This is a genomic window from Collinsella sp. An7 (assembly GCF_002159335.1).
GTDB lineage: Bacteria > Actinomycetota > Coriobacteriia > Coriobacteriales > Coriobacteriaceae > Coprousia.
In genome coordinates, this window is the sequence record NZ_NFHP01000002.1 from 1 (window position 1) to 15491 (window position 15491).

A 15491-nucleotide genomic window follows, 5' to 3' on the forward strand; every position below is an offset into this window, starting at 1 on the left:
GCGGAGAAGGGCTACTGGGACTGACGCCCGGTACCCGATAGGCGGAAGGGCGGTACCGTCTCCCCGGAGGGTCGGTACCGCCCCCGAGGAACGCCGGTACTAAAAACGCGTGCTAGACACCTCGGTCGTAGTTGAAGGTCTTCGTCTCGAACCCGCATGTGATGGCGCCCGTCTTGTACCCCACGTTGCGGGCGTAGCCCCCGAGACCGGTCACCTCAATCTTCGGAATCATGATCTCCTTGGCGTTGCGCCCGGCGCGTACCATGCGACGGGGGCTGCTCAGGCAGCCCGAGACGGCCGCACGCCTGTAGGCCTCGTCAATCACCGCTGTGTAGTTGCGTGTGAACTCGATGCTGTTCGGCATGGCTTACTCCTCCTTGTCTCCGTCGTCCAGCCCGGCGATCTTCCGCCAGCGCTTGAGCGTCGCTCCCGCGTCCGTCGCCGCCCCCGCGTTCGGCCGCCCCGTCGCACCTGTCGGCGTGGGAGCAGATGCCGAGAAGAGCCACGGCTCGGCTTCCTTCAACTTGTCGATGTCGTTGCCGTAATCAGGCAGTAGCGCCATCGCGGCCTTGACGTTCCTCGCCCCGGCCATGGTCAGCTCGAAGGACACGCGCTGCTCCTCGCCCCGGCTGCGCAGCTCGTCCATCTCGGCGCGCAGCTTCTCGGCGGACTCCGCGGTCTTGGCCGTCTCGGCGATCTGCCCCTCCAGCTCCGCGATCCGCGCGTCACGCTCGGCGAGCGCCGCCTCGTAGTCTTTGCGCGCTCTCTGCGATGCCATCGGCAGCGGTCGCCGCGATACCGTCGGCATTGCCGCCCGTTACCTGCTGCGCCTGCGCCGCCTGCTGCTGCACGCCCTGCTGCGCCGCGCCTTCCTCGCCGAGCCCCGCGCTTTCCTGCAAGCCATTCATCTGCCCATCCTCTCAGTCAGGCGGGCAAGAAAAAAGCCCGCACCCATCAAATGGGTACAGGCTATGAGGTGGTCACAAGTAAATAATACAAGCAGAGCTTCGAACCATCCGTCCACCCGCGACATACCCGGAGCGCGCCAAGAAAGCCAAGCAACTAGCTACGAAGATCTCAGTCGATAAGATTGGATAGCGGGAACGCCCTCCCAACGATTCATCTACATAACTGAACTGCGCATCGCTAACCTCTCACTTCAATTAAAAACCTAACTTAAGAACTACTGCCTTTTATCAGACAGCCTTAATATCGCCGTCTTTACAAGAGGGACAATCCTTATCCCCTGCAGCAAAACAACGATTCCGAGGAATACTCCAGAAATGCATTGCCAACCATTAATACGAAGAGCCGTAACGGCCGATTGAGCAATCAGGATCAGGATTGTCGGCACAAGGGCCGACCAGCCTGCGTCAAAGTTGATGTACTTACGGGAGTCATACGCTCGCATAATAAATACTGAACCTTGGCCAATCGCAGATGCGACGCAGGCGCCATAGGTCCCCATAATGGGGATGAGCAGCGGAGTGAAAACAACACAGGAAATCGCTCCCAAGACAGTGCTCTTCATCACATAGCTTGTGTGCATAGTCGAGGTATACACAGTGCCGAAAAAAGAATTGAATACATTCATCAAGTTGGCAACAAGAAGGATGGAGATCATGGGCCAGGCATCAAAGGTTTCCCCTTGGAGCATAATTGATGCAATCCAAGGAGCGAGAAGCGACAATAAAGCGCAGAGCGTCGTCAGCAGAGCTGAAACCAAACGAAAGACGGTCGCATAGAACTTTGCAATGTCCCCATTCCTAGATTCTTGAAATGCCGAGAGCTGCCAAGCTTTTAAAAAAATACTGTATAGCGTATTCAGTAATCCAGGAATCTTTCCTGCGGCAGCAAATAAGCCTGACGCGGAGATACCGAGCATGCCGGTGATAAACAGCCGATTAATCGATGTGCCGATCCACCAAAACAGCGAGTTTGGAATCAAAGGAAAGGCATAGCGAACCATAGGAAGTATCGTATTTTTTATTAACACAACACCGCCTGATTTCAGCTCGCAAACGCCTTTTGCCGTCATTGAGCAAATCCCACCCACGGTGAGATAGACTGCAATCGAGATAATTGCACCTGCAAGAACGGAAGCGAAGTAACCAACGATTCCCATGTCCATAGATGCGATTAAGATAATCGCACAAATCAGCGTTGTTGCGGAAGATATTCCCGCGCAAATTGGAATAAGTTTCACTTCTCCTGCGGCACGGGCGACCTCACCGCACAGTGTCGAGAAGGCGGTTGCCGCATAGACTGAGATGAACCATCCTTTGTAATCGCCCAATCCTCCAAATGCTGCGAGATTAAATAGGGGCGTAAGGATTGCAACGAACAGCACAGACGCAAACGTAACCACAACGGAAACAGCAACATACCTCTCCTTGTTGACCCTGTCTCCCACGATGTAGCGAACAGCAGCTTCCGACATATCGAGAGTCGCGAGCGGCAAAATCAATGAAATGACGGTGTTCGCCATATCCGTCAAACCGTATTCACCGGCAGACATGTAGGCAGTATAGAGCGGGACAAGAAAAAAAGATATCAGTTTGGTGACAACCGAGTTAAGCGCAAACAAACCGAGATTGAGCACAAGCTCCTTGTATTTTCCCATGTCAACTACCGCCCAATTAAGAATCGATCAAGTATCCGGAAATGGCCTTCAGCGCTCGTCTTCAAGCTATCGACGGAAAGAGGGCAAGACGCTTCAACTCTCGCGCAGAATGACATATCATCAGACGATACGACCGAAACATCAACAACATTATCCATGCTGAAACCAATGTCGTTAAGCACGTTAACGGTTTTCATGCTATATGGAACTGGCAGCACTCGCGCACAGGAAACAATGCCGAGAACCATTGCGTGAAAACGCGTTGCAACAACGACCTCGCATTCAGAAATCGTATAAAGCGCCTTCTCAACATCTCCTCGATAGAGGTGCTTTTCACAAGAAACCCCGCGTTTTGAAAGCCTTGAAGCCAAAAGATTGACCGCATCTTCGTCGCCCTCCCGTTCGCAAAACGAAGAGAGAACTATTGCATACCCACGTTGGTGCAGCCATTCGGCCGCGTTCGTCATCCAAGTGAAGTACGTATCAGCCCAACGGGATATTTCCCCAAATTTGTCTTTTCTAGATAAATCAACTACAGAGAACAAGGCTGAACGTCGCTTCTCTACAACAGGAAGGCGTAAAGAGAATAGAATGTCGGGCGCGTAGCGCACGTTCGGTAAATCCTTGAACAACTCATAAGAAGCAGTGTCTCGAAAACAGATATCGTCGATAACGCGGCGAAACAGGTTCTTGAACGCTGTATAAAAAAATCTATGCCTACACGGCCCCCAATTCGCGCCGAGAACGAAAGCATGGGGAGCGGAAGAGTAGAGGTGTTTTCTACGAGCAATCATTCTTACCGTGCGATAGAAGCCAAGTACCCCAGGACCATTTGGCTCGATAAATATCGAACCACCAATTTGGCACAAACAATCAACGTCTATATCGCTTTCCTTGTCGTCTACACCAGGCCCCATAATCTCTAAATTATTCCTTGTGGCACCGGGGAGTAGGCTACGGTCATCAGCGCGAAGTAGAAATCTGATGTTTGGGTATCTATCGATCAGGGTGAGAAGAAAAAGGTCGTCACCCAAGTTTTTGGCTGCATAAAAATGAATCAGCACAGTAGGATCTCTTGAGACTGCATCACCGCCTTGTGTCGTGTCGAATCCGCATCGTTGCGATGCGGATTCTGTAGCGTTGAAGAAATCTCTTGAGGTCATCATTCACATTCTCTTTCAAATCGTCTATAAAATGCTTGCCGCTTAATATTTGGATAGCTAGTCTGGTCAACTTCGATAGCTTCAGTGATACTTCTCCTCATTGCGTCGTCTTCGAGCGCAGACTGCAGAGAGCACTATGCGACCTTGAAGCCGCACAAACGAGTGACAAAAGTCCTTTCGTCAATGACGTACAACCTAACGCTAACAGTCTGGATACCAGCCGCCTGTCAATTCGCAGCTTGCGGATGGCTACGTGATTACTGTCGGCTCTTTGAAATATCTCAGCAGAGATGACAATTCCTACAGCTTGCTTATATTCAGAACGACTTCCATTTCTTACCGCAGATGTCAGATAGCGACAAGTTGACAGGAGGACGTAAGCGTCGAAATCGTCATCCGTCAGGCTAAACCCTGGCAGTGTCTTCCATTTTTGAAGAAACTGCGCGAAGTACTTCGCCTTTGCCTGGAAATCAAAGTAGTCATTGAGCCGAAAGGTGCTTGTTGTGCCGCTTGAGGTGTCGCGATAATAATAAAGGGCATCCATCAGGTAATATGCTTTGTCCGCTCGGTCGAGTAGGAAGAGAGATTGGAGATGGTCTTCTCCGGAGATAAGGTGCTGAGCATCCGAAGGATAAGACATGCTCAAAAGAAGCTCTGCTTTGACCGCCTTCGAACACATGCTGTGAAGACAGTAAGTATCGAGGGCGAGATTGAGATACTGCGCCTTCTCCTCAGACCCGAACGGCCGCGAATCGCTAAAAGGGAACCTCTTGTCCATGGAAGAATAATCCAGACTAGGGGAGAATTCAAAGAAGATTATGTCGTAGCCACCTGATTCAGCAAGCGGTTTCAAAGTCTCGAGCGCATCCACCCTCAGGCAGTCGTCGGCATCGACATGCAGCACATAGTCTCCCGATATCGAAGGGTATGCAGCCATGCGAGCGGAAAAGGGACCGCCGTTCTCTTGGTGGATGACCTTCATGCGGGCATCTTTCTCCGCATAAGAGTTGCAGATCTTCAGTGTTTCGTCGGTTGACCCATCGTCGACCACGATGAGTTCAAGACTTCCGTATGTTTGATTGAGGATCGATTCGATGCACTGGCCAACAAAGCGCTCGCAATTGTATGCTGGAACTACAACTGAGTATTTCATAAAGCCCTTCTTCTCGGATAGATGACGTAAGACAATTGCTAGCTCCAGAAGGCAAGGTATGGAACGGTCTCACTGCTGCCCATAAGGGCATAGAAATAAGTCCAGTAAATCAAGGCATAAACAATCAGGACAGATTCGATTACAAGCTTCGTCGCATCATCGTTTTGATATGTGCGCAGGAGTGCAGGGGGAAGGGCGAGGGTGAACATATCGAAATATAAGCCAATCCTGCCGCCATGGTCACTCAGTGAGGTCAACTGCGAAAGCAGAACACCTACGATTGTCATGCAAAGCAAAAAAGCAGTGAAAGGGTCTTGCCGTTCGGTTCGTCTGAAAGCGAGAAGTGCGATAAAGATCAAGGGGAGCCGTATGATTATCTGGTTGGGCATAATGCCCACCGACTGATTGCCCAAGTATCCCGCGACATAGGAGCCAAATCCAAAAGACGTGAGCAGCGAGGCAACCGGTCCTATGAAGAGGATGGCCACCAGCGCTATGCCGCAGACAAGTGCGACCTTTCTCAACTGACTTCCAGCATTCGAGTCAATATACGCTCTGATGGCGAAAATGACAAATCCGAGAACCGCAGAGGTATGGAACGATACGCCGATCAATATCGGAACAATTCCGGCGATATGATCCTTGGCCTTCCCGTTCTTCTTGTACAAGCCCAAGATGCCCATAAAGACAAACGCCATCGCGATCCACTGACGCATCATATTCAAGGATTGATTGAAATAAAGAAACAGGAAAAGACACATACCCGTGGCAAGGGTCTCCTTGTTTCCCCTGCGCGACAGGGTCCAGTAAATCGGAACGATAACAAGCAGCTGCGTCAGAAACAACAGCCCCTGAACAGAGTCGAACAATCTTGAGGATACCCAAACGAGGGCAAGGTAGCCGATTTCAAATTCTGAAACATCAGCACGCGACCAATATTGAATCAATCCAGATCCATAGAACTCTCCGAATGAACTGCTGGAATGCGCGACGTCAAAGAGCGGCTTGGCGTAGACCGCGACATCGGTGCCGATGCTGTCCGCGCGCATACCGGCAAGAAGGCATGGGATCAGCACCGCGACGATGGACCAGAATATGTAGCCCACGCTGTTGCGGGACCATGACTGTATGATCGCCAATATCAACAAGGTGGCGCAAAATGAAACAAAATACGGCAGCAACTGCCTAACCCCCGTCCGATCTCAACGTTATGCGACGACAGCGCACTTTCTGGCCCGAATCGTTGTCGACTCCGCCTATACAACTGGCGAAAGATGCTCATCTGGACTACCTATCCATGGAATTCGAGGATGCTGGTTTCATAGAGCCCCCCCCCCGACGGCTTCCAGAGGCGCAGACGGATCAGCGCGCGCTTGATATCCTGCCTGCGACACCGCTTGGGCAGAGCCTTCTGTACAGCACGTTCGAACGGCATTCCAGAATTAAGATTTCGCAGGAACTGCTCTCGCGCAGCAGGTCGCTCCATAGGCCGATTGAGCTGCTTGTTATTGGCAGCCGCGAGATTCTCGTCGACAGGAAGAACCTTAAGCTTCGCCATCCGCAGCAGCTCTTTACCCTTCTCCGTCTGGCAGAGAGCGAGGGAGATTCCGCCGCCCGCCTCATCCTCGAGCTCGGAGCCCCATGAGTCGCCGAGGGTGAGGTCGGACACGCGCTCCCTCCTCGCGTAGGCGCACGAGTAACAGTTCTCGGTATAATCGAGACCCTCTAGGAACGCAATGAGGTAGCGGTCGACAACGCCCGGTGTATCGATCGCAGCGGAACCGTCGCGCAGCTGGAAGCTCGCCTTGCGGCGGAAGGCGATGTAAGCGATTTCGCCCAGCTTATAGCCGCGCTCCTCGAGGAACATCTCGAGGAGCTGCGGGGACGGCGTGCCGTGGCAGATGAGGTCGATCGTGTACAGGCGCCCCCCAAGGCGCTCGCCGACGAAGTTGCGCATGGCGGACACCTGGCACGGAAGTCCGATGAACAGGACCTTCCGGCCGGCCTTGAGCAGGCTCCTCACCTGCCTGTACGCACCCGACGGATCGCTCTTCACGTACTTGGAGCCCCTGAACCGGTCGACATCGCCCGGGTCGCCCACGACCTGGAAGCCGAAACGGCCCTCCGAGAACGCGCAAGCGCACACCGCGCCGCCCGACTCCGCGAAGGCGCGCGAGATCGCTGAGGCGAATCCCCCGGACGAGGACGCCCCGCGCTCGGAAGGGTCCTCCGCCCAGCCCTGCCACCATTCGGCGGGCTCCCTGAGCCCGGCGGGATGAAGTTGCTGGCACACATTTCTACAGCGCCCGCAGTCGATGCACTTGTCCTGGTCGATGACGGGACGGTAGCGGTCGATGCCCGGCTCAATCGCGACAGCTCCCGTGGGGCATATGTCGACGCAGGCCATGCAGCCGGCGCACATCCCCTCATCACAGATGGTTAGCATCCCTCGATCAGCCCTTTCATCACGCTGAGTGAGCGCACTCGATGCTCTACCAAGATGCGATTGGCTTTCCCGAAATCCACCGTGGCTCCCGCAAGGGCGACATCATCCGGGTCCGCTAGTACGCGGTCCTGCAGTCCCGTCATCCGGAGGAGACTCATCGCGCGCCCAGTCGTGCCGGTGTTGGGAAGGACCTCCACGAACGGGACGTTGAAGCTGATGGCGAATGCCGTACCATGGAATGAGTCCGTGATTAGGCACGAGGCGTTCGCAAGCAGGTCAATAAAGCTCCCCGCGCTCGGAAGGAAGCGAAGCTTGCCGGAACGGCTGATCTGGTGGAGGTAGGGCGAGACCCTGACGAGCGGTAAACCCAGATACTCGGCAGCCCTCTCTGCATAGCTAGAGAGCAGCCGGTCGTTGTGGATTTGGTATATGAGTGCATACGGCGAGCCGCTGCCCGACGAATCACCTGATTCCATGGACAGAGCACGCCACTCGTCCGCGCTCAGAAGGAGCGTCGGGTCGAGCACCTGCTCGGACGGAATGCCCCATTTCCGCAGCTGCTCGACGGCAATGTCTTCACGAACCGATATTGCGTCGAACGAAGCGAGGCGCTCGCGCATTGCCCATGCAACATCGTCATCCAGACGGTTCTTCCCGAAGCTCGCGGCATATGCCACCTTATGGGCGCCCTCCGGAGCGAAGCCGAGCATGTAGGCGGGATCGTACACGCCCCCTGCGACCGGCCCCCAAACCTGGTCGCTCCCTGTCATAAAGACGTCGGCCTCGGGAGGATCGCCAACAAGATCATCGTAGGAGGAGTAGCGGCGCGTCAGAGACAGGTAGCGCTCCCTTTCTGCCTTGAAGCGCTTCCCGGCGATGACGCTCGACGGCTGTCTCATCGCAAGGTAGAGGAAGCGCTTGAGCGCGGAACCGTTCCATTCCGGCTTCGATTCGAGAAGCGTCTTCTCGATGGTCCAGATATCCTCGTCCGTCCGAACGTAATCTATGACGGAGCATTCGTGCCCGAGCGACTCAATGGAGCGCTGAGTGGCTATGGTCTGCAGCAAAGAGCCATAGTTGATGGCTGCATGCCTGGTTATAAGTGATACTTTCACAGTTGCCTTTCATGTCCTAGGAGCAGCACTACTGGTTAGTCGGGTCGCCATACGTAGAGTGAAAGAGTTCTGCACACAACAGAATCCCAATCGCACTCGGACTCAATGCGCACACGGGCCAAATCTCCTAGCCTGGTAGCGCGGGCATAATCGCTGAGTAAAAGCCGAAGTGCCCTGCACAGATCTCCCGCATCGCCATTCCGAAAGGTAATCCCAGCATTTTCGATGACATCGGTACATTCAGGGATATCGCTCGTCACACAGCAGCAGCCATGCGCCATGGCCTCCAACAGGCTCATGGGCATGCCCTCCACGTCGGACGGGAGCACGTAGAGGTAGGCGTTGGAGTAGAGCTCCTCCAACGTTCGGCCCTCGACAAACCCCGCCATGATGACGCGAGGGTCGCGCGCGGCGAGGGCGCGGACCTCCTCGTAAAACCCCGTCGTGTCGGACGAGCCCCCCGCTATCACCAGGCGCTTGTCGGTATCCAACTGTCGGAACGCCTCCAACAGCAGTTCGGGGCGCTTCTCCGGCACGATGCGGCCGAGGTAGAGGAGGTACGAGCCCTCCGAAAGGCCCCATCGCTCCGTGATGAGTTCGGCGGGGACGCGCTTGGCGACGTCCACGCCGTTGGGTATGAAACGGGCCCCACGGCCGTACGTGTTTTGGAAATAGTCCTGCACGGACCTCGACAGCACGATGAGCGCATCGGCATTCTTGACCGCCACGCGCTCGCCGCGCTTGATAACGCGGGAGGCGATGCCGCCCCACTTGGCGCGCCGCCAGTCGAGCCCGTGGATGGTCGCCACGGTGCGGATGCCCGCATGGGAAGCGAGCGCCAGCGCGTTGCAGGGCCCCTCGGCGTGGTAGTGGATGACATCCGGACGGTCCTTTACGGCTACCCGCGTGGCAGCGTAGGCCGACGTGAGGGCCGCGAGGCCCTTGATATTCACCGTGCGTACCGGCACGACGCGCACGCCCTCGTACTCGTAGGGCTCAATCGGCGTAGGCTCGCCGTTCACATCGGTGCCGGAGCGGTCGTAGCAGGTCACCTCGTGGCCGAGAGCCGCCATGCGGGTTGCCAGCTCGGTCACGACGACCTCGATCCCGCCCTCGCGCGAGCCCGTCCGCTTCTGCCCGATCATCGCTATGCGCACGGCTTCCCCCCGTCCTTCTCGGCGTCGCCGTAGAGCGAGAGATAGGCATCCGCGAGCCCCCTCGCGGCGCGATGAATCTCGTAGCCGGCGTCGGAGAGGATGCCGATCGACCCCGCGAGGCGGCTCTCGCACAAAAGACGGGACGCGGCGTCCGCCCACGTCCCGATGGGGGCGTCGAGCGGCAGGGCCTCCGCCGTCGGGAGGAGCAGCGACTCGCCGGACACCGAGTCGGACGCAAGGATGGGCAGCCCGTTCGCCTGCGCCTCTATGAGCGCCAACGGGATTCCCTCGTGGGTACTGGGGAACACGACGGCGTCGAACGCGTTGACAACGCGCGCGACGTCGCCCCTGACGCCCAGGAAGCGGACGCAGCCGGAGAGACCCGCGCTCTCGGCCGCCCGCTCGACCTCCGGGCGGAGCTCCCCGTCACCGACGAGGACGAGGACGGCGTCCTCGCCCCTCGAGCGAAGCTCACCGAGGAGTCTGACGAGAAGCGCCTGGTTCTTGGCCATGGAGAAGCGGCCGACGTGACCGATCGCCTTCTGGCCCGGTTCGATCCCGACCTCGGAGCGGACCTCCCCGCGGACAACGGCGTCGAAGCGGTACGCCTCGAGGTCGATGGCGTTCCTCACGACGCGAATCTCGCCCCGGCGCGACTCGCCGAACAGGTAGATGCCGGACGCCATGCTGCAGGCCCAGTAGCGGTTCGCGACCTTCGGCAGCCTCCGGCGCGCCAGCTCCTTGACGGGGTACTTGAGGTCGCGGTCCACCGACTCGTTGTGCGAGTGGGCGATCCTCACCGGCACGCCGCACGACTTCGCCATCGCCAGGGGGAACGCCGACATGGAATCGATATGGGAATGCACAACCGGGTAGCGGTGCTCCGCAAAGAAGCGACGCATGAACTTCCGGTATGCTGGCCAGTGCTGCGGGTAGAGCCTCGGGGCGCGGTATATCCTGCCGCCAAGCGACTCGATCTCGTCATCATAGTCCCCACGCCAGTCCCGGTGGGTGAGGAAGTCGAGCTGGACGCTGTCCCGGTCGAACTCCCGGTAGTAGTTCATGAGCATCGTCTCGAGACCGGCGCGGTCCATCGCGTTCACGACCTCCAGGATGCGTATCGGCTCCGCCATCAGTACGCCCCCTTCCCGTCGAGCATGGAGCGCAGCGTTCCGAAGACGAGCGCGAGGTCGTGTCGGAACGAGCTCGTCTCTATGTAGTCGAGGTCGGCGTCGACCATCCCCTCGAACGTCGAGTCGGAGCGCTCGCCCGCCTGCCAGGCCCCGCCGCAGCCGGGCTTGACGGCGAGCCTTCGCATGGCACGCCCGTCGTACTGCATAACCTCGCTGGGCAGCGCGGGGCGAGGCCCGATGAGCGACATCTGCCCGGCGAAGACGTTCAGCAACTGCGGTAGCTCATCAATCGAATGCCTGCGGATGAACTTTCCAATGCCGGGAATAACACGCGGGTCGTCCTTGATTTTGAACATGGGGCCGTCGGCCTCGTTCAAATCCTTCAGTTCGTCGAGCAGCTTGTCGGCATGTGGGACCATGGAGCGGAACTTCCACATGCGAAAGAGGTAAAACGTGCCGTCACGACGTACCCGCCCCACGCGCAACTGGCTATAGAGCGGACCGGCGCCGGGCGAAGCTATGCAGATCGCCGCAGATAAAACAACGCTGGGGACCAGCAGCACAACAATGACAGCGCCCGATGCCACGATATCGATAATACGTTTGACCGTGCGGTACGCGTGCCGATCGAGGAGAGGCTGCACTCCGGAGTCGGCACCGTACAGCATATGCGCCGCCTCAGAATCGGTAACATCCGCGCGAGTCCAAGATCCATGCACCTCGCCAGCAGAAGCCGCTGACGAATCATGGTTTTGAGCTGAGCCAGTCCCTGCCTGCAGTTCGGCCACAGACACCTGCAACGCTGGCTTTTCCGCAGCAGCCATCACGCACGCCCCCGCGGCGCTATCCCGAGCATCGAGTGCCCCCGCCGCCGCATGTGCGGAGTTATGTCCTGCGATTCGTTCCATCCCACCCCGTCACCGGTCCCCAAAAATCAGCGCGTTGGCGCCGTTAGCTCTTACTCGGAACGCTGAGCGGCACGCTCTCCACAAAGCCGCCGTCCGCGTCCGCCACACGCACGCGGCAGAAGCGCTTGTGGCGGTTGAGCCCGCTCAGCCGGTCCTCTTGGCCCACGAGCGGCCCCTCCTCAACGTGGAGCGCGCCGTCCGCGATCACCGCCGTAGAGCTGCGGATCACGTGTCGCTCGTCCATCGCGGCGACAAACCAGTCCCGTGCCTCGTCGGCAAGCGGAGCCCACGAGCGCTCGTCGGCAGCGGCGGGACGCACCGGGAGCGTAAGCGTGCCGAGTGCCTTGGAAAGCGCCGCGGCGTCTCCTGTCACCGCAAAGATGAATCCCGGATACATCACGCATTCCTGCGTAAACCACTCACCCGAGCGCTTCATCCAGCGCTCGCGCATGATGACAAAGGCATCGGCCAGAACGTCGCGCGGTACCAACCGGAGCACGTCCCCGCAAAGCGACCGCTCGCGGCCTTCCGGCACCTGGATGAGATACCAGCGCAAACGCCCCCGTGGCGAGCGACGTCCGCGCGGCAACCCATCTGCCAAACGCACACCGCGCCGACCAGACGCAGCGGAAACCCTCTCCGCAACCGGCATCCCAGCCCTCCCCTCGGCCACGCACGCTCCGCAAAGCGCAGAAAGATACACCTTTCTAACCCCTAAAAACATGCCAATTATATACGTCCCCTACCATAAGGCAAACGCAAAGACCCAACTCCACAACTCAGCCAACGACCCCGCGTTTCGATAGGCCGATTGCGTAAAAGGTGTACCTTTTTACGCCTATCTACCTGCTTATTCTTGCGATTTATGGGAATCTTAGGAGGCGCCTCTCCCCTTCTGCGCCACTGCGGTGCAGCACCTTTGCGGCCCGCGCGTGCTTAGGTATCCCCCTCACGTTTTCTCTGCGCTGTGCGCCGCATCGCGGGCGCTCCCCGCACGCGCTCCCTGCGCAACCAGCACGGATGACGCATCGCACGCGGACGCACCGCCTCACCCTCGCAACAACGGCAAGAGGCATGTCATGATTTCGTAAAGAAACGCGGGCTCTCGGACGCTCTGCCTATCGGATGCTCTGCCCATCGAGCGCGCTGGCCCTCGGACTCCCTTGCACCCCGGCCCTCTGGAAGTTTGGTCCTCCGGCGCCTAAGCCCTCTGGCACCCCGTCCCTCCGGCGCCTCTGAATCTGAATCTGCCCCATTCCCGTTGACACACGGAGTTCCGTCTCGGCATGATGCCGTGAACGGGGAAGGGGGGCATGGGGTGGGACATCCGCCGCCCGAGTATTCGGCCGAGTTCAAGCGGCAGGCGGTGAGGCCGTACGGGGAGCGGGGCGGCACCTACGCCGAGACCGCGCGGGAGCTCGGGGTCGACGCCGGCAGCATATCGGACTGGGTCAGGAGGGCCGACACCGCCCAGGCGCCGCCCGAGGACAACCCCTTCAAGGTGGCCGAGGAGAACCGGCGCCTGTGCAGGGAGGTCGAACGGCTGGGGCGCGAGAACGAGGTGCTTTTGAAAGCGAGCGCCCTCTTCGCCGGCAGGCAGCTGTAGGGGCCCGGGCGGAGAGGGCGAAGCTCGCTTTCATATTGCTCAACGAAGGAGCCTGGAGCGTGTCCGAGACGTGCCGCGCGCCCCATGTCGCCCGCCAGGGCTACTGCGCGTGGAGGAAGAGGCGGCCGAGCGCGCGCGACGGGAGGGACGCCGAGCTCGCCGGGAAGATCTCCGAGATATACGGGGCGAGCCGGGGAAGCTACGGGGCGCCGAAGGTCTTCGCCGAGCTCAAGAGGGCCGGCGAGCGGACCTCGCGCAAGCGCGTCGCGCGCCTCATGCGCGACAACGGCATGGTCGGAGCGACGCGCGGCTGCGCCAGGAGGCCGAAGGGCGCGGCCAAACCGGCCGCGCCGCAGGCGAACGCGGCTCCCGACCCGGTCAAGCGAGACTTCTCGGCGGACGGGCCGAACCGCGCATGGTTCGCGGACATCACCTACGTGCGCACGCACCGGGGATGGCCCTGCCTCGCCGTGGTCATGGACATATGGTCGAGGATGATAGTCGGTTGGTCGATGCCCCCGCACATGACGGCCGACCTTGCCGACGACGCGCTCAAGATGGCGATAGCGAGACGGAGCCCGAAGAGGGGGTGCGTCCACCACAGCGACCACGGCTCCCAGTACGTGTCGCTGCTGCCGGGCAAGACGATGCGCGAAGCCGGCATCAGGCCCTCGATGGGGTCGGCCTCGTCCCCGTGGGACAACGCCGCGATGGAGTCGCTGATGGGGCCCATCAAGTCCGAGTGCGCACACGACCGCACGTTCGAGACGCGCGAGCAGGCAGCCCTCGAAATCTTCGAGTACATCGAGTGCTTCTACAACCGGGTGCGGACCCACTCGGCGCTGGGGCACCTCAGCCCCGAGGAGTTCGAGGCGAGGCATATGGAGGGCGCCGCCAAAACGGCGGCGTAAGGATGTAAACGGAATCGGGGCAAATTCATCTCCGGCGACGACCATCTCGTCCCCGGCAAGCACGGGAGGCTGAGCAGGTCCGGTCTCAGGCACGTCGTCGAGAGCCATTCGGCGGCGGCGCGCTCGGCCGGCGCGGACGTCCCCGCGCGGCGACGCGCTGACGGGGCAAGGCGAACCCGATCGCATCACCTCAATCCGAGCGCCGGGGCCATCACGTTAAGCAGAGCGCGCGCGTGCGCTGCCGACGCACCGAGGCAGGGCACGTAGGCAAAAGCGTCGTCAGGAGCCCCCGGGCGGTTGCGGAAAAACGCAGCGCGCAAGACCTGCTCAACGTCGTAACGCGTCTCAAGGCAATCGATCGAGAAGCCCGGGCAGCACACCACGAGGTTTCGCGTGCCGTCCCGCGCGACCTTCTCGACCGCCGCCGTTGCAAAGGGGCCGGTCCACTTGCGGCCGTCCTCAAAGCGCGACTGGAAGGCGCACGCCCACGCGCCCTCAGGAGCGCCAAGCTCGCGGACAATCCCGGCAACGGAGCGATCGACCTGCTCGGGATAGGTGTCGCCCCTGCGCACGTCTGCGAGCGGCACCGCATGGAAGGATAGGAGCAGGCAGTCGCGGCGCGCGTCAAACCCCGCGGCGCGCACCGTGTCCGCTATCGCCCGCTGCCAGCCGCCGTCGTCGCCATAGCCCTCCACGGTTACCAGCGGCGGATGCCAGCCCACCTCGTCCTGCGCCGCCCGCAGCGCCTGGAGGGCGGCCCCCGTTGTGGAGCGCGCGGTTTGCGGATAGAGGGGCACGACGAGGACGCGCTCGCACCCCTGCGCGCGAAGCTCGGACAACGACGCCGCAAGCGAGGGCAGGCCGTACATCATGCCGGCGCGCACTGCCACGCGCCCCGCGCCGAACCGCGCGGCGGCCTCGCGCTCCACGGCGGCGGCGAGGCGCCGGCACCCGTTCACCAGCGGCGAGCCGTCCTCCCAGATGGAGCGGTACCGAGACGCGCTGACCGGCGCGCGGCGCGGCAGGATCGCGTGGTTGAGCACGAGGCGCCACAGCGGCTTGGGCAGGGGGCGAATCATGTCGTCCATGAGGAACTCGGAGAGATACGCGCGGACTGCCGCCTCGGTGGGGGCGTCGGGCGACCCCGTATTGACGAGCAGCACGCCCACGCGCGCGGAATCAGCAGGCAGGTCGCAGCCGGCATCCATGAGAGCCCCCTTGTCAGCAGCAATGCGCAAAACGAGGACATGGTACCACGCATGGAGGCGGGGGCGCC

General features: G+C 59.8%; 16 protein-coding genes. 2 read left to right on the forward strand and 14 right to left on the reverse strand.

All coding sequences use genetic code 11. The features are described from left to right. Window positions 1–112: 112 nt before the first annotated feature. The 13 genes from B5G20_RS02160 to B5G20_RS02215 form a co-directional block, all read right to left on the reverse strand. Window positions 113–364 carry a hypothetical protein gene (locus B5G20_RS02160; protein ID WP_239286830.1) on the reverse strand — a complete coding sequence of 84 codons (252 nt, stop codon included), beginning with the start codon at window positions 362–364 and terminating at the stop codon, window positions 113–115. Window positions 365–367: 3 nt separating this feature from the next. After that, a complete protein-coding gene (locus B5G20_RS02165) occupies window positions 368–778 on the reverse strand; it encodes a hypothetical protein (RefSeq protein WP_143750199.1) in 411 nt (136 codons plus the stop codon). Beyond that, a complete protein-coding gene (locus B5G20_RS10275) occupies window positions 726–908 on the reverse strand; it encodes a hypothetical protein (protein WP_158094367.1) in 183 nt (60 codons plus the stop codon). The genes B5G20_RS02165 and B5G20_RS10275 overlap by 53 nt, the downstream gene beginning before the upstream one ends. 275 nt (window positions 909–1183) lie before the next feature. Then, the gene (locus B5G20_RS02170) at window positions 1184–2623 is read right to left on the reverse strand and encodes a polysaccharide biosynthesis C-terminal domain-containing protein (protein WP_087354628.1); all 1440 of its coding nucleotides are present in this window, start codon (window positions 2621–2623) and stop codon (window positions 1184–1186) included. 5 nt (window positions 2624–2628) lie between these two features. After that, window positions 2629–3789 carry a polysaccharide pyruvyl transferase family protein gene (locus B5G20_RS02175; RefSeq protein WP_087354630.1) on the reverse strand — a complete coding sequence of 387 codons (1161 nt, stop codon included), beginning with the start codon at window positions 3787–3789 and terminating at the stop codon, window positions 2629–2631. Window positions 3790–3883: 94 nt separating this feature from the next. After that, window positions 3884–4939 (reverse strand): glycosyltransferase family A protein, encoded by a 1056-nt coding sequence (locus B5G20_RS02180; RefSeq protein ID WP_087354632.1) that lies wholly within the window; start codon window positions 4937–4939, stop codon window positions 3884–3886. A 38-nt stretch (window positions 4940–4977) separates the two neighbouring features. Then, window positions 4978–6045: an EpsG family protein gene (locus B5G20_RS02185; protein WP_143750200.1), complete on the reverse strand. Its 1068-nt coding sequence runs from the start codon at window positions 6043–6045 to the stop codon at window positions 4978–4980. 185 nt (window positions 6046–6230) lie between these two features. Beyond that, on the reverse strand, window positions 6231–7385 hold the full coding sequence (locus tag B5G20_RS02190; RefSeq protein ID WP_087354636.1) for a Coenzyme F420 hydrogenase/dehydrogenase, beta subunit C-terminal domain: 1155 nt from the start codon (window positions 7383–7385) through the stop codon (window positions 6231–6233). After that, window positions 7379–8500 (reverse strand): polysaccharide pyruvyl transferase family protein, encoded by a 1122-nt coding sequence (locus B5G20_RS02195; RefSeq protein ID WP_087354638.1) that lies wholly within the window; start codon window positions 8498–8500, stop codon window positions 7379–7381. The genes B5G20_RS02190 and B5G20_RS02195 overlap by 7 nt, the downstream gene beginning before the upstream one ends. Window positions 8501–8535: 35 nt before the next feature. Continuing rightward, entirely contained in the window at window positions 8536–9645 is a 1110-nt protein-coding gene (locus tag B5G20_RS02200; protein WP_239286831.1) for a glycosyltransferase family 4 protein, read from the reverse strand. A 2-nt stretch (window positions 9646–9647) separates the two neighbouring features. Next, window positions 9648–10790 (reverse strand): glycosyltransferase family 1 protein, encoded by a 1143-nt coding sequence (locus B5G20_RS02205; RefSeq protein WP_087354643.1) that lies wholly within the window; start codon window positions 10788–10790, stop codon window positions 9648–9650. Beyond that, the gene (locus B5G20_RS02210) at window positions 10790–11698 is read right to left on the reverse strand and encodes a sugar transferase (protein ID WP_239286832.1); all 909 of its coding nucleotides are present in this window, start codon (window positions 11696–11698) and stop codon (window positions 10790–10792) included. Before B5G20_RS02210 ends, B5G20_RS02205 begins: the two co-directional genes overlap by 1 nt. A gap of 43 nt (window positions 11699–11741) precedes the next feature. Further along, complete coding sequence (locus B5G20_RS02215) at window positions 11742–12254, reverse strand: hypothetical protein (protein WP_087354647.1); 513 nt, start codon at window positions 12252–12254, stop codon at window positions 11742–11744. A 762-nt stretch (window positions 12255–13016) separates the two neighbouring features. Here B5G20_RS02215 and B5G20_RS10280 point away from each other — a divergent pair. Both B5G20_RS10280 and B5G20_RS02225 read left to right on the forward strand, forming a co-directional pair. Next, window positions 13017–13304 carry a transposase gene (locus B5G20_RS10280; protein WP_158094368.1) on the forward strand — a complete coding sequence of 96 codons (288 nt, stop codon included), beginning with the start codon at window positions 13017–13019 and terminating at the stop codon, window positions 13302–13304. Beyond that, on the forward strand, window positions 13223–14215 hold the full coding sequence (locus B5G20_RS02225) for an IS3 family transposase (RefSeq protein WP_158094369.1): 993 nt from the start codon (window positions 13223–13225) through the stop codon (window positions 14213–14215). Before B5G20_RS10280 ends, B5G20_RS02225 begins: the two co-directional genes overlap by 82 nt. 185 nt (window positions 14216–14400) lie before the next feature. On the opposite strand, the gene hemH is transcribed toward B5G20_RS02225, so the two are convergent. Further along, window positions 14401–15423 carry a ferrochelatase gene (hemH, locus tag B5G20_RS02230; protein WP_087354653.1) on the reverse strand — a complete coding sequence of 341 codons (1023 nt, stop codon included), beginning with the start codon at window positions 15421–15423 and terminating at the stop codon, window positions 14401–14403. Between the last annotated feature and the right edge of the window lie 68 nt (window positions 15424–15491).

Coding starts and splice junctions, on each gene's coding strand:
- B5G20_RS02160 (WP_239286830.1), bottom strand. CDS start 364: ATGCCGAACAGCATCGAGTTCACACGCAACTACACAGCGGTGATTGAC.
- B5G20_RS02165 (WP_143750199.1), bottom strand. CDS start 778: ATGGCATCGCAGAGAGCGCGCAAAGACTACGAGGCGGCGCTCGCCGAG.
- B5G20_RS10275 (WP_158094367.1), bottom strand. CDS start 908: ATGAATGGCTTGCAGGAAAGCGCGGGGCTCGGCGAGGAAGGCGCGGCG.
- B5G20_RS02170 (WP_087354628.1), bottom strand. CDS start 2,623: ATGGGAAAATACAAGGAGCTTGTGCTCAATCTCGGTTTGTTTGCGCTT.
- B5G20_RS02175 (WP_087354630.1), bottom strand. CDS start 3,789: ATGATGACCTCAAGAGATTTCTTCAACGCTACAGAATCCGCATCGCAA.
- B5G20_RS02180 (WP_087354632.1), bottom strand. CDS start 4,939: ATGAAATACTCAGTTGTAGTTCCAGCATACAATTGCGAGCGCTTTGTT.
- B5G20_RS02190 (WP_087354636.1), bottom strand. CDS start 7,385: ATGCTAACCATCTGTGATGAGGGGATGTGCGCCGGCTGCATGGCCTGC.
- B5G20_RS02200 (WP_239286831.1), bottom strand. CDS start 9,645: ATGATCGGGCAGAAGCGGACGGGCTCGCGCGAGGGCGGGATCGAGGTC.
- B5G20_RS02205 (WP_087354643.1), bottom strand. CDS start 10,790: ATGGCGGAGCCGATACGCATCCTGGAGGTCGTGAACGCGATGGACCGC.
- B5G20_RS02210 (WP_239286832.1), bottom strand. CDS start 11,698: ATGGAACGAATCGCAGGACATAACTCCGCACATGCGGCGGCGGGGGCA.
- hemH (WP_087354653.1), bottom strand. CDS start 15,423: ATGGATGCCGGCTGCGACCTGCCTGCTGATTCCGCGCGCGTGGGCGTG.